Annotated in this window: 18 protein-coding genes; 2 read left to right on the top strand and 16 right to left on the bottom strand. The window is 60.1% G+C overall.

Features of this window, described 5'->3' with window-relative positions:
• Positions 1-26: 26 nt before the first annotated feature.
• Entirely contained in the window at positions 27-2,243 is a 2,217-nt protein-coding gene (locus tag ASB65_RS22370) for a primosomal protein N' (RefSeq protein ID WP_060725472.1), read from the bottom strand.
• 121 nt (positions 2,244-2,364) lie between these two features.
• Between ASB65_RS22370 and ASB65_RS22365 the strand changes: the two genes are divergently transcribed.
• Together ASB65_RS22365 and ASB65_RS22360 are read left to right on the top strand one after the other, a co-directional pair.
• Positions 2,365-3,312, top strand: coding sequence for a tyrosine recombinase XerC (locus ASB65_RS22365; RefSeq protein WP_080868363.1), 948 nt, complete (start codon positions 2,365-2,367; stop codon positions 3,310-3,312).
• Between the two features lie 80 nt (positions 3,313-3,392).
• Entirely contained in the window at positions 3,393-4,493 is a 1,101-nt protein-coding gene (locus ASB65_RS22360; RefSeq protein WP_060725409.1) for a TraB/GumN family protein, read from the top strand.
• On the opposite strand, the gene ASB65_RS22355 is transcribed toward ASB65_RS22360, so the two are convergent.
• From ASB65_RS22355 to sdhD, 15 genes are all read right to left on the bottom strand, one after another.
• A complete protein-coding gene (locus tag ASB65_RS22355; protein WP_060725408.1) occupies positions 4,477-4,965 on the bottom strand; it encodes a DUF2867 domain-containing protein in 489 nt (162 codons plus the stop codon). The genes ASB65_RS22360 and ASB65_RS22355 overlap by 17 nt on opposite strands.
• 79 nt (positions 4,966-5,044) lie before the next feature.
• Positions 5,045-5,545 carry a cytochrome b gene (locus tag ASB65_RS22350; RefSeq protein ID WP_060725407.1) on the bottom strand — a complete coding sequence of 167 codons (501 nt, stop codon included), beginning with the start codon at positions 5,543-5,545 and terminating at the stop codon, positions 5,045-5,047.
• Between the two features lie 127 nt (positions 5,546-5,672).
• Positions 5,673-7,079: a dihydrolipoyl dehydrogenase gene (lpdA, locus tag ASB65_RS22345; protein ID WP_060725406.1), complete on the bottom strand. Its 1,407-nt coding sequence runs from the start codon at positions 7,077-7,079 to the stop codon at positions 5,673-5,675.
• 66 nt (positions 7,080-7,145) lie between these two features.
• A complete protein-coding gene (locus ASB65_RS22340) occupies positions 7,146-7,784 on the bottom strand; it encodes a LysE family translocator (protein ID WP_060725405.1) in 639 nt (212 codons plus the stop codon).
• A 10-nt stretch (positions 7,785-7,794) separates the two neighbouring features.
• Positions 7,795-8,205, bottom strand: a complete 411-nt coding sequence (locus ASB65_RS22335) for an MAPEG family protein (RefSeq protein ID WP_060725404.1) — start codon at positions 8,203-8,205, stop codon at positions 7,795-7,797.
• Positions 8,206-8,227: 22 nt separating this feature from the next.
• Positions 8,228-9,451 carry a 2-oxoglutarate dehydrogenase complex dihydrolipoyllysine-residue succinyltransferase gene (gene odhB / locus ASB65_RS22330; protein WP_060725403.1) on the bottom strand — a complete coding sequence of 408 codons (1,224 nt, stop codon included), beginning with the start codon at positions 9,449-9,451 and terminating at the stop codon, positions 8,228-8,230.
• A gap of 53 nt (positions 9,452-9,504) precedes the next feature.
• Positions 9,505-12,501 carry a 2-oxoglutarate dehydrogenase E1 component gene (locus ASB65_RS22325; RefSeq protein WP_003504981.1) on the bottom strand — a complete coding sequence of 999 codons (2,997 nt, stop codon included), beginning with the start codon at positions 12,499-12,501 and terminating at the stop codon, positions 9,505-9,507.
• A gap of 174 nt (positions 12,502-12,675) precedes the next feature.
• Positions 12,676-13,578, bottom strand: coding sequence for a succinate--CoA ligase subunit alpha (sucD, locus tag ASB65_RS22320; RefSeq protein ID WP_060725402.1), 903 nt, complete (start codon positions 13,576-13,578; stop codon positions 12,676-12,678).
• An 18-nt stretch (positions 13,579-13,596) separates the two neighbouring features.
• Positions 13,597-14,790, bottom strand: coding sequence for an ADP-forming succinate--CoA ligase subunit beta (gene sucC / locus ASB65_RS22315; protein ID WP_003504983.1), 1,194 nt, complete (start codon positions 14,788-14,790; stop codon positions 13,597-13,599).
• A 31-nt stretch (positions 14,791-14,821) separates the two neighbouring features.
• Positions 14,822-15,784, bottom strand: coding sequence for a malate dehydrogenase (gene mdh, locus ASB65_RS22310; protein WP_003504984.1), 963 nt, complete (start codon positions 15,782-15,784; stop codon positions 14,822-14,824).
• Between the two features lie 178 nt (positions 15,785-15,962).
• The gene (gene zapE, locus ASB65_RS22305; protein ID WP_060725401.1) at positions 15,963-17,126 is read right to left on the bottom strand and encodes a cell division protein ZapE; all 1,164 of its coding nucleotides are present in this window, start codon (positions 17,124-17,126) and stop codon (positions 15,963-15,965) included.
• A 92-nt stretch (positions 17,127-17,218) separates the two neighbouring features.
• Complete coding sequence (locus ASB65_RS22300) at positions 17,219-17,761, bottom strand: protease inhibitor Inh/omp19 family protein (RefSeq protein WP_003504986.1); 543 nt, start codon at positions 17,759-17,761, stop codon at positions 17,219-17,221.
• 205 nt (positions 17,762-17,966) lie between these two features.
• Positions 17,967-18,746, bottom strand: coding sequence for a succinate dehydrogenase iron-sulfur subunit (locus tag ASB65_RS22295; protein WP_003504987.1), 780 nt, complete (start codon positions 18,744-18,746; stop codon positions 17,967-17,969).
• A 15-nt stretch (positions 18,747-18,761) separates the two neighbouring features.
• Positions 18,762-20,603, bottom strand: coding sequence for a succinate dehydrogenase flavoprotein subunit (gene sdhA, locus ASB65_RS22290; RefSeq protein WP_003504988.1), 1,842 nt, complete (start codon positions 20,601-20,603; stop codon positions 18,762-18,764).
• Positions 20,604-20,610: 7 nt separating this feature from the next.
• Complete coding sequence (gene sdhD, locus ASB65_RS22285; protein ID WP_003504989.1) at positions 20,611-20,991, bottom strand: succinate dehydrogenase, hydrophobic membrane anchor protein; 381 nt, start codon at positions 20,989-20,991, stop codon at positions 20,611-20,613.
• Position 20,992: the final 1 nt, after the last annotated feature.

Here is a 20,992-nt window from a genome sequence, read left to right as displayed (position 1 = left end):
GCGGGAAAACGCCTCGTCGGCGAAGTTCAAAGGAAACTTTGCGGATCGATATCGAGCTGCACATGCACGCTGCCCCGCTCCTTCGGACCATTGGCCAGCAATGTACGAAGAAAAGACTGCATGTCGGAATTGCGCCGCCCGTGCACCAGGAGGCGGAAACGGTGGCGGCCGCGGATGAGCGCGAGCGGCGCTTCCGCCGGGCCGAGCAGCATGATGCCGGTAACCTGGGGGGCCGCGGCCCTCAAGCCACGTGCATGGGTTTCCGCTTCCCCGCGCGTATCGGCGGAAACGATGATCGAGGCAAGGCGCCCGAACGGCGGCAGAACAGCCTTTTCCCGCTCCACGATCTCCCGTTCGTAGAAGGCCGAGGCATCGCCAGAAACGATGGCCTGCATGACGGGATGCTGCGGTTGATAGGTCTGCAACAGGCCGTGGCTTTTCAAACCCGTACGTCCGGCGCGGCCGGTGACCTGCGAAAGCAGCTGGAAGGTTCGCTCCGCCGCACGCGGATCGCCATTGGCAAGTCCGAGATCGGCATCGACAATTCCGACGAGCGTCATAAGGGGGAAATTGTGCCCCTTGGCGACCAGCTGCGTGCCGATGACGATATCCGCTTCACCCTTGACGATCGCCTCCAGCTCCAGACGCAACCTCTTGACGCCCATGAGATCGGAAGAGAGCACGATGGTGCGGGCCTCCGGGAAATGTTTCTCCACCTCCTCGGCGATACGCTCCACGCCGGGACCGCAGGCCACCAGATGGTCGAAGGTGCCGCATTCCGGGCAATGATCGGGCGTCGGCTCGCTGTGGCCGCACTGGTGGCACTGCAATTGATTGCGGAAGCGGTGCTCCACCAGCCAGCTGGAGCATTGCGGGCACTGGAAACGGTGGCCGCAGACACGGCAGAGCGTCAACGGCGCATAACCGCGACGATTGAGGAAGAGCAGCGCCTGTTCACCCTTTTCGATGGTCTTGCCGATGCCACGCAGCAGGACGGGTGAGAGAAATCCTCCCCTTTCCGGCGGATGGCGGCGCATATCGACCAGATGCAGATCCGGCATCGCCGCATCGCCGAAACGGGTATGCAGGTGAATGGTATTGTAACGTCCCGAACTGCCGTTGACCTGACTTTCAACCGAAGGCGTGGCCGACACCAGCACGACCGGGAACTCGGCGATCCGCGCCCTGACGACGGCCATATCACGAGCATTATAAAAGACGCGGTCTTCCTGCTTGTAGGCCGGGTCGTGCTCTTCATCGACGATGATGAGGCCGAGATTGTCGAAAGGCAGGAAAAGCGCCGAACGCGCACCGGCAACCACCTTCACTTCACCAGTGACAGCCTGCCGCCAGACCTTTTCACGCATGCGCGGTGACAGGTCCGAATGCCATTCCGCCGGCTTTGCGCCGAAGCGGTCCTGAAACCGCTCGAGAAAGGCTGCCGTCAGAGCAATTTCCGGTAACAGGATGAGGACCTGCTTGCCCTGCTTCAGCGTCTCGGCCACCGCCTCGAAATAGACCTCGGTCTTGCCCGAACCGGTCACGCCATCGATGAGCGAGACGTGAAAACCACCCTTGCGCACATCTTCCAGTATCTCCGACGCGGCCTGTTTCTGCGGGCCTTCCAGGCGCGGCTCGACATAGTCAGGGTCGGGCTCGGCGACGACAGGCGGCGCCGGCAGAAAAACCGTCTCAAACACGCCCTGTTTGACAAGGCCATCGATGACGCTGGTCGAGACACCGGCGGCATGGGCAAGCCCGCTCTTCGTCCAGCCGTGTCCTTCGGCCGCCAGCTCCATCACCCGCTCGCGGGCGGGGGTAAGGCGCTCCGGCCTGCCTTCGGTCAGCCGCAACCCCTCGATCATCGGTTCGGGATCGAAGGCGGCGGGCGCACGCAGCGCCATGCGAGCCACCAGGCCGGGCGGAGAAAGCGTATAGGCGGCAACCCAGTCAATGAAGCGGCGCATCTCCGCCTTCAGCGGCGGGCATTCAAAACTCTTGGTGATGGGCCGCAGCTTCTTCGGATCAACGCCCTTTTCGCCGGCATCGTCCCACACCACGCCGAAGACCTGCCGGGGACCAAGCGGCACCTGAACGACGGAACCGGTTTCCACCACCATATCCTCAGGCACGGCGTAGCTGTAGGGCCCGGGCGCCGGCATGGGCACGAGAACGGGCACCGTGCGCGTGGGCGACGGCGGGTCGAACAGAGCCCCAAACAGATCGGACGAATCTTTTGCCATGATGTGGCGACCATGCCCCGACGACAGGAAAAAGGAAACCGCCCGGATGTAGTGGGCACGCCTTGCAAAGTCCACCTCTTAACCAAATGCTGATCATAAGCGCATAGTTTCGGGACATGGAATGGAGCGCCACGTGACCGAAATCCTGACATTTGCTGAACCTGATCTCCTGAACGAGCGTCAGTCCTGGCTCGCCGCCCTTGCCGGCGAACGACGGCTTTCGGACAATACCGTCGAAGCCTATGAACGCGACACCCGCCAGTTCCTGACTTTCCTCACCGGTTACATCGGCAAGCCCGCGGCTATAAGCGACATAGCCGATCTGCGTCCGGTGGACCTTCGCGCCTTTCTGGCCAACAGGCGCAAGGAGGGTGCGGGCGCGCGATCGCTCGGCCGGCATCTGGCCGGCTTGCGCTCCCTGCTGCACCACCTGCAGAAAAATGGCCTCGTCAACGCGGCTGGCGCGACTGCCATGCGCGCGCCAAAACAGCCGAAATCCCTGCCGAAACCGCTGACCGACCGGCAGGCGCTGAAAATCACCACTGCCGAGGCGCAATTGAACGAAGAGCCCTGGATCGCCGCCCGCAACGCGGCAGTCCTCTCACTGCTTTATGGCTGCGGCCTGCGCATTTCCGAGGCGCTGGGTCTTACGCCATCTGATTTCCCACCCGGTGCCCGCAGCCTGCGCATTACCGGCAAGGGCAACAAGACGCGGATCGTGCCCCTGCTGGCGGTGGTGACGGAAGCGGTCGACGCCTACAAGAAGCTCTGCCCCTATACCCTGTCGGCGAATGAGCCCCTCTTCCTTGGCGCACGCGGCGGCAAGCTGCAACCCGCCATCATCCAGCGGGAAATGCAGAAGCTGCGCGGCGCTTTCGGCCTGCCGGAGAACGCCACGCCACATGCGCTGCGCCATTCCTTCGCCACCCATCTTCTGGCCGGCGGTGGGGATTTGCGCACCATTCAGGAACTGCTCGGCCACGCCAGCCTTTCCACCACACAGGTCTATACCGGTGTCGATACCGCAAGATTGCTGGAAATCTACGACAATGCCCACCCGCGCGCATGAAGCAGGAAATGGTTAACCATAATCATTAACCAGACGTCCAAGCCGCCGTTCTATAAGCGAAGGACAACCGGATTGGACCGATGCACAGCCTGATAAGACCACAAAATCTCACCGCCACCCTGATGGGCAAGACCGGCGATGCCCTGCTCTGGCTGCTTGCGGCCCTGCATGTCACAGCCGTTGCAATCCTGCTCATGACCCTGTTTTCGCTGGGGCAAGCGGAAGCCGCAGAGCAGCAGCAGATCACGTGCACGGGCAATGACATTCTCGTGGAAATGCGCAAGACCGATCCGCAGGCCTTCGCAAAGATCGAACAGGAAGCGGCCTCCATCCCGAACGGCAAGGGCAATTTCTGGCGCATCGAAAAGGCAGGCATGGCCCCGTCCTATCTTCTCGGCACCATGCATGTCACCGATCCGCGTGTTCTCGAAATGCCTGCCGCCGCCAGCCCCGCCTTTGAAAAAGCCGCGACTGTCATCGTGGAGTCGGACGAAATCGTCGACGACAAGAAGGTCGCGACCTCGTTGCTGAGCAAGCCTGAGCTCACCATGTTTCTGGATGGCAAATCGATCACCGACATTCTGTCGCCCGATAATGTCGCCCGCCTCGAAAAAGGCCTCAAGGAACGCGGCATCCCGCTGAATGCCGTTTCGCGGATGAAGCCGTGGATGCTTTCGAGCTTCGTCGCCCTTCCCGCCTGCGAATTCGCCCGCAAGGCGACCGGCCTCTCCTTTCTGGACAAGAAGCTGGCCGAAGATGCGATTGCGGACGGCAAGCGCCTTGTCGGGCTGGAAACCATGGTCGAGCAGCTGACGGCCATGTCCGAACTGCCGATGGAATTTCATCTTCAGGCGCTGATCGAAACGCTTGAGCTCGGGGAGCGCATGGATGACGTGATGACGACCATGACCGATCTTTACGTCGCCGGCGATATCGGCATGACCATGCCCATGCTGAAAAGCCTCGATCCCAAGAAGGCCGCGGCTGAAAACGAACAGGGCTACGCCGCTTTCGAACAGCGCATCATTACCGACCGCAACCACGTCATGGCAGAACGGGCAGCCCCCGAGCTTGCCACTGGCAATGTCTTCATGGCCGTCGGCGCGCTGCATCTGCCCGGCGAGGAAGGCGTTATCGAACTTCTGCGAACCCAGGGTTTCACGCTCACGCGGGTTGACTGACCCGCTCACGCCCGATGCTGACGGGCCGGACATTGGCGCAGAACGGCCGCATCGTCGCCGGCACGATGCGGCGGTGAAACGGCCCGACGACAAGAAGATAGAGCCGCCCAAACATGTTCTTGCGCCTGACGATGGTGGTGACAGTCACCAGCTGGCGGTTCCCCTTCTCTTCTAGATCGACAACGATCCGGAAATCGAGATGACGGTCGTCGAAGCCAAGCACTGTCTGCTCCCGGGTGGAAGAAAGAACGGGAAAACCGCCCGCCGACGTGCCAGCGGCCAGTTCGACCGTTCTTAAACCGAAAAACGAGACGACACGGTTTCGAAGCGACATGAGGCTGCTGATCCACGCCGGAGGATGATCGAGAAGGAGCCTGCTCACATGCAGAGAGGACGGCTCCGGCGTCACCATCTCTCCCTGATAGCGATCCCGCCAGTCTGCGCCCGGCAATATGTCTTCGATATCCTGCATTCCTGAACCCCGGCCGCACCATGCGACAAGGGCCACCTTCCTCTTTTTCCAAGGAACCGGGAACGCGACAAACCGCCGCTTAGCCGTGCGTCATGCGCTTCAGGACATTGGTGCGCCAGTAGAACTGATGAACCAGAACGGCGCCGACGTGACCGGCGATCAACACCCACATCAGCGCCTTGAAGGGACCGGAATGCAATTGCCCGGCCGACTGCGCACCGAAATAATAAGCGGCGATACCTGACAGGGGCAGAACGAGAAACAGGGCATAGAAGGTGAAATGCACCACCTTCGCGGCGATCTGAAACGGTCGCGGTTCTTCGGCGGGATGCGGCGGCACGCCTTGGAAGAAGCGCAGACAGAGGCGCAAAACCGCAAGAAACAGCACGGCAAAACCGACATAGGCGTGAATATTGGCTGAAGAAATCTGCTCCGGCGTCAGTGTCTCGCCCCGCCGCATCAGCCGATAGGCATGTTCCATACCATCGGGAAACAGCAGATTGAAGAAGATCAGAAGCGCCATCGCCCAGTGAATGATGCGCTGTGGAACCGAAAAGGAAACTTGACTTTGAAACGCCATTTTATTGCCTTTTATCAAAAGGTTAGACAGGCTATGGCGCGAGTATGGAAAACCCCGGCCTGCATGGCAAGCCGGGGTTTGGCAGATGACTGAAATTTAATGTTGGAGCAGCGGGCTCCAGAACCGATCACATATGGATCGGCTTGAAGAAGGTCGCCAGCGCTGCTTCCTTCACCGCTTCCGACATGGTCGGATGCGCATGGCAAGTGCGGCCGAGATCTTCCGAAGAACCACCGAATTCCATCAGCACGGTGATCTCGTGGATCATTTCGCCAGCGCCGAAACCGACGATATGGCCGCCGAGAACCCGGTCGGTTTCCTTGTCAGCTAGGATCTTCACGAAACCATCCGTCACCTGCATGGCGCGGGCGCGGCCATTGGCGGTGAAGGGGAACTTGCCGACCTTGTAAGCGACGCCAGCGGCCTTCAGTTCTTCTTCGGTCTTGCCGACGGAAGCGATTTCGGGCTGCGTATAGACGACTGCCGGAATGACGTCGTAGTTCACATGGCCACGCTGACCAGCGAGAATTTCCGCGAGCGCAACGCCCTCGTCTTCCGCCTTGTGCGCCAGCATCGGGCCCTTCACCACGTCGCCGATCGCGTAGATGCCGTCGACATTGGTCTTGTAATGGCCGTCGATTTCAACGCGACCGCGGCTGTCCAGCACGACACCGGCTTCGGCAAGGCCGAGACCTTCGGTGTAGGGCTTGCGGCCGGTGGAGATCAGCACGACGTTTGCTTCCAGCGTTTCGGCAGCGCCGCCCTTGACCGGCTCGAACACCACCTTCGCACCGGCGCCCGTCTTTTCAACGGCCGTCACCTTGGCGCCGAGCTTGAAATCGAGACCCTGCTTGGCGAGCAGACGCCGCGCCTGCTTGGAAACTTCGCCATCCATGCCGCCGAGAATATTGTCGAGGTATTCAACAACGGCGACCTTCGCGCCGAGGCGCGACCAGACCGAACCGAGCTCGAGGCCGATCACGCCGCCGCCGACAACGATCAGCTTTTCCGGAACCTTGGAAAGGGCGATCGCGCCGGTGGAGGAAACGATGACGTTTTCATCGATATCGACCTGAACGCCCGGAATGCCGGCAACATCAGAACCCGTGGCGATGACGATGTTCTTGGCTTCGATTTCCTGTGTCTCACCCTTGTCATTGGTGACGGCGACCTTGCCGGCGGAAACCACCTTGCCGGTGCCTTGGAAGGCATCGATCTTGTTCTTCTTGAACAGGAAGGAAACGCCATCGACATTGGCCTTCACCACGCCGTCCTTGTGGCCCATCATCTTTTCAAGGTTCAGCTTCGGAGCAGCAACTTCGATACCGAGCGTATCGACGCCATGGGCAACATGCGCAAAGGTTTCGGACGCGTGCAGCAGCGCCTTCGACGGGATGCAGCCGACATTGAGGCAGGTGCCGCCATAGGTCGCGCGCTTTTCGATGACGGCGACCTTGAGGCCGAGCTGTGCCGCCTTGACCGCGCAAACATAACCGCCGGGGCCCGTGCCGATTACAACTACATCATATGCCATGTTCGTTTTCCTGATTGATGTCGGGCAAGATGCGGATCATTGCCCTGCTTGCGTTTGACCTGAAACTCAGGCCGCTTTTTCCGTTGCGAGTTTTATACCGAGAGCGATGAACACCACACCACTGGTGCGGTCGATCCATTGGCTGGCGCGCTGAAATGCCGCGCGCATGCGTGGCGTCGTCATGAACAGGCTGACGCCGACGAACCACAGGATGAGGCAGCTTGCCATGACGACCCCGTATCCGAATTTGATGGCGACCGGCGTATGCGCGTGAACCACCGTCGAAAAGATCGACAGGAAGAAAAACACCGGTTTGGGATTGAGCGCATTGGCGGCGAAGCCGAGCGTGAAGGCCTTGAGCCCTGTCTGGCCGCTTTTGGCCCGAACCTCACCTTCAGCCGTCGGCAGTTCGGTCTTGCCAGCGCGCAGCGCCTTGATGCCGATATAGATCAGATAGGCGACGCCGAGCCATTTGACGATGTTGAAGAGATAGATCGACTGGGAAATGATGAGGCCAAGTCCGAGGATCGTATAGGTGACATGGAACATCAGCGACGTTCCCACACCGAAACTGGTGATGATGGCCTGCTTGCGCCCGTGCACCATGGCCTGACGCATGACCATCGCCAGATCGGCCCCGGGAGAAACGATCGCGAAAAAGAAGATCGCCATCAGGGATGCAAGTTCGATGAGATATTGATGCATGAGCTCGACCTCAGATCAGCGCGACAAGCATGAGGACTAGACCGACGAGGGAAACGACCCACGCGATCGACCGCATATAGGGAACGCCTGCAAGATAAAGCGGGATGTAGACGACGCGCGCCACGGTCCATATCCAGCCGCCCGTCAGCCCCCAGCCGGAGGCGTCGCCGACGATCGCAAGAGCGAGAACCAGACCGACGAAAGCCGGATAGGTTTCCCGAAAATTATCCGAGGCGCGCTGCGCGCGTCCCGCAAAGACCCCTTTGAGGTCCGGACGCACATCACGCGCACCCGCATTCCAAGCAAGACCAACTTCCCGCGTGACGGACATGGCCTGAAGGCAGATATGCAGGAGAAGAAGAATGACGCTGAGCACCAGCAGGAACACAAAAGGTCCATTCCCGCCGGCCAGGTTTTCCATCCCTCTTCTCCCCTATCTGGTCTTAGAGATCGAGAACGAGACGTTCCGGATCTTCGAGACTTTCCTTGACGCGAACGAGGAAGGTCACTGCTTCCTTGCCGTCAACGATACGGTGATCGTAGGAGAGCGCAAGATACATCATCGGACGGATGACGACCTGACCGCCGATGGCGACCGGACGCTCCTGGATCTTGTGCATGCCGAGGATGCCCGACTGCGGTGCATTGAGGATCGGCGAGGACATCAGCGAACCGTAGACACCACCATTGGTGATGGTGAAGGTGCCGCCCTGCATGTCGGCCATGCCGAGCGAACCGTCACGCGCTGCCTTGGCGAGGCGGCCGAGTTCCTTTTCGACGCCTGCGATGGAGAGCTGATCAGCATCGCGGATGACCGGAACGACGAGACCCTTGTCGGTGCCGACAGCCATGCCGACGTGACAATAGTTCTTGTAGATGATGTCCGTGCCGTCGATTTCAGCGTTGACGGCGGGCAGTTCCTTCAGCGCGTGGGTCACGGCCTTGGTGAAGAAGCCCATGAAGCCGAGCTTGACGCCGTGCTTCTTCTCGAACACGTCCTTGTAGCGGTTGCGCAGGTCCATGACGGCGCTCATGTCCACCTCGTTATAGGTGGTGAGCATGGCGGCCGTGTTCTGCGCATCCTTCAGGCGACGGGCAATCGTCTGGCGCAGGCGGGTCATCTTCACGCGCTCTTCGCGAACCTGATCCTGTTCGGCCGAAACCGGACGGGGGGCAGCAGCGGCAACCGGAGCAGCGGCGGGTGCAGAAACACCCTTGGCGACGGCAGCGAGAACGTCGCCCTTCAGAACCTGGCCACGCTTGCCCGAACCGTCAACCTGATCGGCAGACAGGTTGTTTTCAGCAAGCAGCTTGCCGGCGGCAGGTGCCGGCGGCATGGAGCCGGTTGCCGGAGCGGCAACGGCGGCAGGTGCCGGTGTGGCAGCCGCAGCAGGCTTTGCGGCAGGTGCAGCGGTTGCAGCGCCGGCGGCACCTTCGGCGATCTGGCCGAGAAGCGCGTCGAGACCGACGGTCTCGCCGTTCTGCGCAACGATTTCGGTGAGAACGCCGGACGCAGGCGCCGGGACTTCAACGGTAACCTTGTCGGTTTCCAGTTCAACGAGAGGTTCGTCGGCCTTGACGGTATCGCCGACCTTCTTGAACCAGGTGCCTACGGTCGCTTCGCTGACGGATTCGCCGAGGGTTGGTACGCGGATTTCAGTGGCCATGATCTAGTTCCGTTATTCAGGTGTCTTTTTTGCGGGGCGATGCGGGAGAGTTCTCACTCTCCCAGCGCGTCTTCCAGGAACGCAGCAAGCTGCGCCAGGTGCTTGGACATCAGGCCGGTCGCCGGAGAGGCGGCAGCCGGACGGCCCGTGTAACGGACCTTCTGGTACTTGGCGTCGATATGCGCCAGAACCCATTCCAGGTAAGGATCGATGAACGACCACGCACCCATGTTCTTCGGTTCTTCCTGGCACCAGACCATCTCCGCATTGCGGAAACGGGAAAGCTCGTTGATGAGCGCCTTCGCCGGGAACGGATAGAGCTGTTCGACACGCAGCAGGTAGATGTCGTCGATACCACGCTTTTCGCGTTCCTCGAGCAGATCATAATAGACCTTGCCCGTGCACATGACGACGCGGCGGATCTTCGAATCCTTCTGCAGCTTGATCGGGCCGTCCTTGATGACTTCAGCATCGTCCCACAGGAGACGGTGGAAGGAGGACTCGCCTGCAAGCTCGGCCAGCGAAGAGGTGGCGCGCTTGTGACGCAGCAGCGACTTCGGCGTCATCAGGATCAGCGGCTTGCGGAAGTCGCGCTTCACCTGACGGCGCAGGATGTGGAAGTAGTTGGCCGGCGTCGTGCAGTTGGCTACCTGCATGTTATCTTCGGCGCACATCTGCAGCCAGCGCTCCAGACGGGCGGAAGAGTGCTCCGGACCCTGACCTTCGTAACCATGCGGCAGAAGGCAGACGAGACCGGACATGCGCAGCCACTTGCGTTCACCCGAAGAGATGAACTGGTCGAACACTACCTGCGCGCCGTTGGCGAAGTCGCCGAACTGGGCTTCCCAGAGCGTCAGCGCATTCGGGCGGGCAAGCGAATAGCCATATTCGAAACCGAGGACAGCTTCTTCCGAGAGCATCGAGTTGATGACTTCGTAACGGGCCTGCGTCGGCGAAAGGTTGGCGAGCGGAATATAACGCTCTTCGGTCTCCTGATCGTAGAGAACCGAGTGACGCTGCGAGAAGGTGCCGCGTTCGCAATCCTGACCGGAAAGACGAATCTTGTGGCCATCGGCAACGAGCGAACCGAAAGCAAGTGCTTCCGCCATTGCCCAGTCGATGCCTTCGCCCGTCTCGACCATCTGCGAGCGGTTTTCCATGAAGCGCTGGATCGTGCGGTGGGCGCTGAAGCCTTCCGGAATGGTCGACAGTTTCTTGCCGATTTCCTTCAGCTGCTTCATCGGCACGCCGGTCTTGCCGCGACGCTGCTCATCGGCATTGTCGGCGGCGCGCAGGCCGGACCACTGGCCATCCAGCCAGTCGGCCTTGTTGGGCTTGTAGGACTGGCCTGCCTCGAATTCCTGTTCCAGATGAGCGCGCCAGTCGGCCTTCATCTTCTCGAATTCGCCTTCGTTCATCAGGCCTTCCGCGATCAGGCGGTCGGCATAGATGCGCGCGACCGTCTTGTGGCCACGGATGACCTTGTACATCTTCGGCTGCGTGAACGCCGGCTCATCGCCTTCGTTATGGCCGAAGCGGCGGTAGCAGAACATGTCGATGACGACAGGCTTGTGGAACTTCATCCGGTATTCGGTCGCGACCTTGGCCGCATAGGTAACCGCTTCCGGATCATCACCGTTGACGTGGAAGATCGGCGCTTCGATCATCTTGGCGACGTCGGACGGATAGGGCGACGAACGCGAGAAGGCCGGGTTGGTCGTAAAGCCGATCTGGTTGTTGATGATGAAGTGCATGGTGCCGGCAACGCGGTGGCCGCGCAGACCGGAAAGGCCGAGAATTTCGGCAACCACGCCCTGACCCGCAAAGGCGGCATCGCCGTGCAGCAGCAGCGGCAGCACCTTGGCGCGTTCGGAAAGCGGAATGATGTCGCCGTCCCATGTCTTGGCCAGCTGGTCCTGCTTGGCGCGGGCCTTGCCCATGACAACGGGGTTGACGATTTCAAGGTGCGACGGGTTGGCCGTCAGCGACAGGTGAACCTTGTTGCCGTCGAATTCGCGGTCGGAGGAGGCACCGAGATGGTACTTCACGTCACCGGAACCTTCGACGTCGTCAGGCTTGAACGAACCGCCCTTGAACTCGTGGAACACGGCGCGGTGCGGCTTGCCCATGACGTTGGTGAGAACGTTCAGGCGGCCACGATGGGCCATGCCGAGCACGACTTCTTCCAGACCGTCCTGGCCACCGCGCTTGATGATCTGCTCCAGCGCCGGGATCAGCGATTCGCCGCCATCGAGGCCGAAACGCTTGGTGCCCTTGAAGCGCACGTCGAGGAATTGCTCGTAACCTTCGGCTTCAACCAGCTTGGACAGAATGGCCTTCTTGCCTTCGGCCGTGAAAGCAACGCCCTTGTCCGGACCTTCGATGCGTTCCTGAATCCAGCCTTTTTCTTCCGGGCTGGACATGTGCATGAATTCAACGCCGATGGTGGAGCAGTAGGTGCGCTCCAGAATATCGATCATCTCGCGCACGGTCGCATATTCGAGGCCGAGAACGTTATCGATGAAAATCTTGCGGTCGTAGTCGCTTTCCTCGAAGCCGTAGGACTTCGGTGACAGCTCGTTGTAATCTTCAACCGCAACGGCGATACCGAGCGGATCGAGCTTGGCGTGCAGGTGGCCGCGCATGCGATAGGCGCGGATCATCATGATGGCGCGAACGCTGTCACGGGTCGCCTGCAGCACTTCGGCTTCGCTGACCGGCTTGCCGGTATCGGCGCTCTTGGCTTCAGCCTTCGCCTGAACCTTTTTCTCGATGGCCTTTTCGACCGTGGCCCAGTTACCGTCCAGTGCGGATACCAGTTCGCCATTGGCCGGGATCGGCCAGTTGGCGCGCTTCCAGGAGGCGCCCTTGGCCGCCTTCTTCACGTCTTCCGGATTATCGGACAACGCCTTGAAGAAGCTCTGCCACTCCGGCGACACGGAAGAGGGATCCTCTTCGTACCGGGCATAGAGCTGCTCGATATAGGCTGCATTCGCGCCGTCCAGAAACGACGTGATCTGAAACTGCTCGTTCGCTTCTTGCCTTGCCATTGTGTTCTTGCGGACTTATCCGTCCGCCTCCTCGATGCCGTTAGGGCCGTTCGCCGGCCTGCCGCTTTGATTACTGCTGTCTGCCGCCGGAGCGGTATGCCGTCTATCTGTCTTCTTGCGGCATCGGGCAGCGAGGCATTAAAGCCGCGCCGCCCGTACCGATGTCATGTGGTCTCAGCCCTTGAGGACTTCAACCAGCGTCTTGCCGAGGCGCGCCGGGGAAGGCGAAACCTTGATGCCAGCCGCTTCCATGGCTGCGATCTTGGATTCTGCGTCACCCTTGCCGCCGGAAACGACAGCGCCGGCGTGGCCCATGGTGCGGCCCTTCGGAGCCGTACGGCCCGCGATAAAGCCAGCCATCGGCTTCTTGCGGCCCTTCTTGGCTTCGTCGATCAGGAACTGTGCTGCATCTTCTTCAGCCGAGCCGCCGATTTCGCCGATCATGATGATCGACTGCGTGGCTTCGTCAGCGAGGAACATTTCCAGCACGTCGATGAACTCGGTGCCCTTGACCGGGTCGCCGCCGATGCCGACAGCCGTGGTCTGGCCGAGGCCTTCGTTGGAGGTCTGGAACACGGCTTCATAGGTCAGCGTGCCGGAGCGCGAAACGATACCAACCGAACCCTTGCGGAAGATGGAGCCCGGCATGATGCCGATCTTGCATTCTTCCGGCGTCAGGATACCCGGGCAGTTCGGGCCGAGCAGGCGCGACTTGGAGCGGTCGAGGCGAGCCTTGACGCGAACCATGTCCATGACCGGGATACCTTCGGTGATGCAGGTGATGAAGGGGATCTCAGCTTCGATCGCTTCGATGATGGCGTCCGCAGCACCTGCCGGCGGAACGTAGATCACGGATGCGTCTGCACCGGTCTTTTCCCTGGCTTCAGCAACCGTTGCAAAGATCGGCAGGCTTTCGCCCTTCGATCCGGTCCAGGTTTCGCCACCCTTCTTCGGGTGAATACCGCCGACCATCTGCGTGCCGTAATAGGCAAGCGCCTGTTCGGTGTGGAAGGTGCCGGTCTTGCCGGTCAGGCCCTGTACGAGGACCTTGGTGTCTTTATTGACGAGAATCGACATTATATCCGGTCCTTCAAATTAGCCGTTCACCGCTGCGACGATCTTCTTCGCCGCATCGTCGAGATCGTCAGCCGCGGTGATCGCAAGGCCGGACTCGTTGAGGATCTTCTTGCCAAGCTCGACATTCGTGCCTTCGAGGCGCACGACGAGCGGAACCTTGAGACCGACTTCCTTGACGGCTGCGATCACGCCTTCGGCGATGACGTCGCACTTCATGATGCCGCCGAAGATGTTGACGAGGATGCCCTCGACCTTCGGGTCAGCCGTGATGATCTTGAAGGCTGCAGCAACCTTCTCCTTGCCGGCACCGCCGCCGACGTCGCAGAAGTTAGCCGGCTCTTTGCCGTAAAGCTTGATGATGTCCATCGTCGCCATGGCGAGACCAGCACCGTTGACCATGCAGCCGATGTTGCCGTCGAGAGCCACGTAAGCGAGGTCCCACTTGGAGGCTTCGATTTCCTTGGCGTCTTCTTCGGTCTCGTCGCGCAGCGCCTTGACGTCGTCATGGCGGAACAGCGCATTGCCATCGAAAGACATCTTGGCGTCGAGAACGCGCAGATGGCCATTTTCCATGACGATCAGTGGGTTAACCTCGAGGAGAGCCATGTCCTTCTCATTGAAGGCCTTGTAGAGGATCGGGAACAGCGCCTTGGCGTCTTCCGCAGCAACACCATCAAGCTCGAGAGCCTTGGAGATCGCGGCAACGTCGGCGTCGCTCACACCCTTTTCCGGGTTGATGGCGATGGTGTGGATTTTCTCGGGCGTGTCGTGGGCGACAGCTTCGATATCCATGCCGCCTTCGGTGGAAACCACGAAAGCGACCTGGCCGACGGAACGGTCAACCAGCAGCGAGCAGTAGAGTTCGCGGGCAATGTCTGCGCCGTCTTCGATGTAGAGACGGTTGACCTGCTTGCCGGCGTCGCCCGTCTGCGCCGTTACCAGCGTGTTGCCGAGCATGTCCTTGGCGTGGGAAACGACTTCGTCGATCGACTTTGCCAGACGAACACCGCCCTTGGCGTCGGGGCCGAGTTCCTTGAACTTGCCCTTGCCGCGGCCGCCAGCGTGGATCTGGCTCTTGACGACGTAGAGCGGGCCGGGAAGCTGCTTTGCGGCAGCTTCGGCTTCTTCGACCTTGAGAATGGCGACGCCTTCAGCAACCGGCGCGCCGTAGCCCTTCAGAAGAGCCTTGGCCTGATATTCGTGAATATTCATGGAATAATCCCTGTTTGGAGCCGCTAGGCTATTACTTCAGCGACGGAGCGATGTTGACGCAGGCTTCGCAAAGACCAGCGACGGCGCCGACGGATTTCTGGAAGGCGGCTTCTTCTTCCTTGTTGAGTTCGATCTCGATGATGCGCTCGATACCGCCGGCACCGATGATGGTGGGAACGCCGACATACATATCATCAACGCCGTACTGGCCCGAGAGGTGGGCGGCGGCGGGCAGAACGCGCTTCTTGTCCTTGAGGTAGGATTCAGCCATTTCGATTGCTGAAGCGGCCGGCGCGTAATAGGCCGAACCGGTCTTCAGCAGGCCGACGATTTCAGCACCACCGTCGCGGGTGCGCTGGATGATCTGCTCAAGGCGCTCGGCGGTCAGCCAGCCCATCTTGACGAGATCCGTCAGCGGAATGCCGCCAACCGTGGAATAACGGGCGAGCGGCACCATCGTATCGCCATGACCGCCGAGAACGAAGGCGGTGACGTCCTGGACCGAAACATTGAATTCTTCAGCGAGGAACAGGCGGAAACGGGCGCTGTCGAGAACGCCGGCCATGCCGACGACCTTGTTCTTCGGCAGGCCAGAGAACTTCTGCAGCGCCCAGACCATGGCGTCAAGCGGGTTGGTGATGCAGATGACGAAAGCGTTCGGGGCATATTTCTTGATGCCGGCGCCGACCTGTTCCATCACCTTGAGGTTGATGCCGAGAAGATCGTCCCGGCTCATGCCTGGCTTGCGGGCAACGCCAGCGGTGACGATGCAGACGTCAGCACCTTCGATGGCAGCATAATCGGAAGCGCCGGTGAGCTTTGCATTGAAGCCTTCGACCGGGCCGGACTGGGCAATATCCAGACCCTTGCCCTGCGGGATGCCGTCAGCAATATCGAAGAGGACGATATCGCCCAGTTCCTTCAGGCTGGCGAGATGCGCCAGCGTGCCGCCGATCATGCCAGAACCAATAAGTGCAATCTTTTTGCGAGCCATCGAATGCTTCCTCTTGAGCTTCAATTCAATTTCACCACGCCAAACCGGCAGCCAAATTGTCGCACTTCGATTAGCCCCATTGGCTAAAATAGGCAACAGATTCTTTTGTGGTGAATATTTTCAATCGTTTAGATCATTATTTTCTTACGTAAACGTAAGAAAATGCGTCACGAAAGTGTCAAACTTTCTGCCGCTTTTCGTAATGAAGCGCCAGGTAATCTGCACTGCGCATCTCGAACAGGCGCGAGGCGGTACGATCGAACTCGAAACCTTCGGTTCCCTTGCGTTTGCCGAGCAGGTCTTCCGGCATGGCTGCGGCTGATGCGAAAAGCCTGACGCTATGGTCGTAAAGCGCGTCAATGAGGATAATGAAACGCTTGGTCTCGTTCCGCTTGTCCGCGTTGAGCAGCGGGATATGGTCGATGAAGACCGTATCGAAACGATTGGCGATGGCCAGGAAGTCGGAAGCTCCGAGCGGCTTTTCGCAGAGATCTGAAAACGAGAAGCGCGCCACCCGGCCACTGGCGCGTGGCACCAGAATGGAGCGGCCCTTCATGGGTATTTCCGTTGGGGCAACGAGATGACCGCCGGTCATGTGCCGCCAGGCCATGTCCATCGCCTGATCCGCCGAACCGTCGAGCGGCGTGACGTAGACCGGAAGGCTTTCCAGCTTCTCCATCCGGTAGTCGGTGGGGCTGTCCAGCGTCACCACGTCAACATATTTCTTCAGCAGATCGACGAAGGGCAGGAAAAGGCCGCGATTGAGACCATCCTTGTAGAGATTGTCGGGCACGACATTGGAGGTCGTCACCAATGTGCACCCATTGGCGAAGAGTTCGCTGAACAGCCGGGCGAGGATCATCGCATCGGCAATATCCGTGACCGTGAATTCGTCGAAGCATAAAAGCTCCGCTTCCGCGAGAAGCTCCGCCGCGACGGGGGGAATGGGATCGGCCTGTTTGGTTTCGCCATTCTTCAGCTTCTGCCGATGCGCATGCACACGATTATGCACATCCGCCATGAATTCATGAAAATGGCACCGCCGTTTGGAAGAGACGGGAGCCATCTCGTAGAACATGTCCATCAGCATCGTCTTGCCGCGGCCGACGCTGCCATAGACATACAATCCCTTGACGGGGGCGGCAGGCCCGGACTTGCGCGCGAACATCCAGCCGAGCGCGCTCTTCTTCTTGGCGGGCTTGCGCGCCTTCAAATCCGCAAGGATACGGTCAAGATGCGCCGCCACACCAAGCTGGGCGGCATCGGCCTGCAAGGTGCCAGCTGCCGTCAATGCGTTGAGCTGTTCAACGACACTATGATTGTAATCAGGCAAAGGCTTCATGGATAAACGCCTCGGACGCGGGCGCACAAAGGCACCCGCGACGAATGAACAGGCTTAGAGCGAAAAGAGCGTTCCGGCTGCACCGGAAAGACTCATCGGCTGAGGCTGAGCGGCTGGCCGCTATTGGTCGTGCCGTCAAAGCGCGCATCGGCGCTCTTGTAGACGCGGCCGATTGTGTCACCCGAACGGTTCTTGAAGAGAACCATCTTGCCGGACACTTCCCAGGACCCCATCGCCGTCAACTCGCCCGCACAACCGCGCGTGCCGCCACGCGAGCCGCTGCCGAGATTGGTGAGCGTCAGGAACATGTCGCAATTGGCGCCGCCATTGGAAACGCGCCAGTTGCCGACCATGGACTCCTTGGTAACGTCAAGTGCGGCTGCCGGCGGAGCGGCGGAAGCAACATTGGTTCCGCCTGGGGCCGCCGAGGCAGGTGCCGACGGGAACTGGCTGCCGGTGGCGCCACCGGGCGGCGGCAGAGCGCCGGACTGGACGGAAGGCACCGGCTGCGCCTGCAAAGGCGGCGTATAACCGGGATTGTTGCTGGTGTTGTTGTTGTAATCGTAGGAGGTACGTTGGCAACCGGCGAGAGTCATCACAACCGCAAGGCCCGTCACCACATATCTGAATTGCATATCAAGCTCCCGATTCTCTCGCTTCCGGAAAGATCATGATCAAACAAGAAGGCTGAATTATTACCAAAGCCTTATCTTGCGCAAGCGATGGCCGGGATAATTACCATTTCGGTCGATTTTTACCGAATTTTCCCACGCCGGGTTGTAAAAAGGGCCACGGTCGAGACCGCGGCCCGATAGATTTTTCGTTGTCAGCGAATCGCCTTTAAACGCGACGCTCGACCATCATCTTCTTGATTTCCGCGATCGCCTTGGCCGGGTTCAAGCCCTTCGGGCAAGCCTGCGCGCAGTTCATGATGGTGTGGCAGCGATAAAGGCGGAACGGATCCTCGAGATTGTCGAGACGCTCGCCGGTTGCCTCATCACGGCTGTCGATGAGCCAGCGATAGGCCTGCAGCAGAACAGCGGGACCAAGGTAACGGTCGCCATTCCACCAGTAGCTGGGACAGGAGGTGGAGCAGCAGGCGCAGAGAATGCACTCGTAGAGACCGTCCAGCTTCAGGCGGTCCTCGTGGCTCTGTTTCCATTCCTTGGCGGGCGTCGGCGAAACCGTCTTCAACCAGGGTTCGATGGAGCGATGCTGGGCGTAGAAGTTCGACAGATCGGGAACGAGGTCCTTCACCACAGGCATGTGCGGCAGCGGATAGACCTTAACCGTACCCTTGATCTCTTCCATACCCTTGGTGCAGGCGAGCGTATTGGTGCCGTCGATGTTCATTGCGCAGGAACCGCAGATGCCTTCACGGCAGGAGCGGCGCAGAGTCAGCGTCGGGTCGATATTGTTCTTGATGTAGAGAAGCGCATCAAGAACCATCGGTCCGCAATCGTCGACATCGATATAATAGGTATCGATGCGCGGGTTCTGGCCATCATCCGGGTTCCAGCGATAGATCCGGTACTCGCGAACGTTCCTGGCGCCGTCTGGCTTCGGCCAGACTTTGCCTTCGCTGATCTGGGAATTCTTGGGGAGAGCTAGTTCAACCATATCCAGTTCCTCAAATCAGTAGACGCGAGCCTTCGGCTCGATCTTTTTCGGATCGATGCCGTCGGCGATCAGGTCGGTGTGAACAGGGCGGTAGTCGAGCTTGACATCACCTTCGGGGCTGACCCAGGCAAGCGTGTGCTTGCGCCAGTTCACATCATCGCGACCGGCGAACGGACCGTCGACGAAATCCTCACGGGCGTGCGAACCGCGGCTTTCCTTGCGCGCTTCCGCGCCGTAGACCGTGGTGATCGCATTGGCCATCAGGTTGTGCAGCTCGAGCGTTTCGACCAGATCGGAGTTCCAGACCATCGAACGGTCCGTGACCTTGACGTCAGGCAGTTCCTTCCAGATGGCGGAAAGACGCTTGCAGCCGCTCTCGAGCGATTCCTGCGTACGGAACACCGCCGCATCGTCCTGCATGGCGCGCTGCATCTTGTCGCGCAGCACCGCCGTCGGCGTGGAGCCGTTGGCATAACGCAGGCTGTCGAAGCGTTCCATGATCTTGTCGCAGGCAGCAATGTCGAGCGCCGGAACCGGCGCATCGCGGTCGATGACCTGGGCAGCGCGGATTGCGGCGGCACGGCCGAAGACCACGAGGTCGATCAGCGAGTTGGAACCGAGGCGGTTCGCACCATGAACCGAGGCGCAACCGGCTTCGCCAACAGCCATCAGGCCGGGCGCGATGCGTTCCGGATTGTTGGCATCGGCGTTCAGCACTTCACCCCAATAGTTGGTCGGAATGCCGCCCATATTGTAGTGAACCGTCGGCAGGACCGGGATCGGCTCGCGCGTTACGTCGACGCCGGCGAAAATCTTCGCGCTTTCGGAAATGCCCGGAAGACGCTCATGCAGGATCGCCGGATCAAGGTGGTCGAGATGCAGGAAGATGTGATCCTTGTTCTTGCCGACGCCGCGGCCTTCACGGATTTCCATCGTCATGCAGCGCGACACCACGTCACGCGAGGCAAGGTCTTTTGCCGAAGGCGCATAACGCTCCATGAAGCGCTCGCCTTCGGAGTTGACGAGATAACCGCCTTCGCCGCGCGCGCCTTCGGTAATGAGGCAGCCTGCGCCATAAATGCCGGTCGGGTGGAACTGCACGAATTCCATGTCCTGAAGCGGCAGGCCGGCACGGGCAATCATGCCGCCGCCGTCGCCGGTGCAGGTGTGGGCAGAGGTCGCCGAGAAATAGGCGCGGCCGTAACCGCCGGTCGCGAGAACCACCATCTTGGCGGAGAAGCGATGGATCGTGCCGTCATCGAGGTTCCACGCCACGACGCCCGTGCAGCGGCCGTCTGCCGACATGATGAGGTCGAGCGCGAAATATTCGATAAAGAATTCCGCGTTGTTGCGCAGCGACTGGCCATAAAGCGTATGCAGGATGGCGTGGCCGGTACGGTCAGCAGCGGCGCAGGTGCGCTGCACCGGCGGGCCTTCACCGTAATTCTGCATATGGCCGCCGAAGGGGCGCTGGTAGATCTTGCCTTCTTCGTTACGCGAGAAAGGCACGCCGTAATGCTCAAGCTCATAGACCGCCTTCGGCGCTTCCATGGCGAGATATTGCATCGCATCAACGTCACCCAGCCAGTCGGAGCCCTTTACGGTGTCGTAAAGGTGCCACTGCCAACAGTCGGGCGTCATGTTGGTGAGCGAGGCCGCGATGCCGCCCTGCGCCGCAACCGTGTGGGAGCGCGTCGGGAAAACCTTGGTGATGCAGGCCGTGCGGAAACCCTGTTCCGCCATGCCGAGTGTTGCGCGCAGACCCGCGCCACCGGCGCCCACCACGATCACGTCATAGGAGTGATCGACATAGGTGTAGGCCTTGCCATTCTGGGAAGGTGAACTGATCGATGCCATGGCGGACTTATCCTGCGAATGCGATTTTCAGAATGGCGAAGATGGAAAGGCCGCCAATCAGAATCGCGAAAAACGTATTGAGCATCAGAAGAACGAGCTTCGAAACCTCGGCGTGAACGTAATCTTCGATGATGACCTGCATGCCGAGCTTCATGTGAATGAGGCCGGACACCAGCACCAGAGCCATGATGACCGCAACAAGCGGGTTCGACAGCGCGGCGACGACTTCCGGATAGGGCGCGCCGGCATATTTGATGAGGAAGATCACGAAGAAGATCAGCAGCGGAACGTTGGCAACCGCGGTGACGCGCTGGCGCAAGAAATGGTCGGTGCCTTCCTTGGCGGAGCCAAGACCGCGAACCTTTCCGAGAGGTGTACGCATATCCATG

It is taken from the genome of Agrobacterium tumefaciens str. B6 (assembly GCF_001541315.1).
GTDB classification, from domain to species: domain Bacteria; phylum Pseudomonadota; class Alphaproteobacteria; order Rhizobiales; family Rhizobiaceae; genus Agrobacterium; species Agrobacterium radiobacter.
Note: the sequence above shows the minus strand (reverse complement) of the source record. Positions and strands in the feature narration are given on the sequence as shown.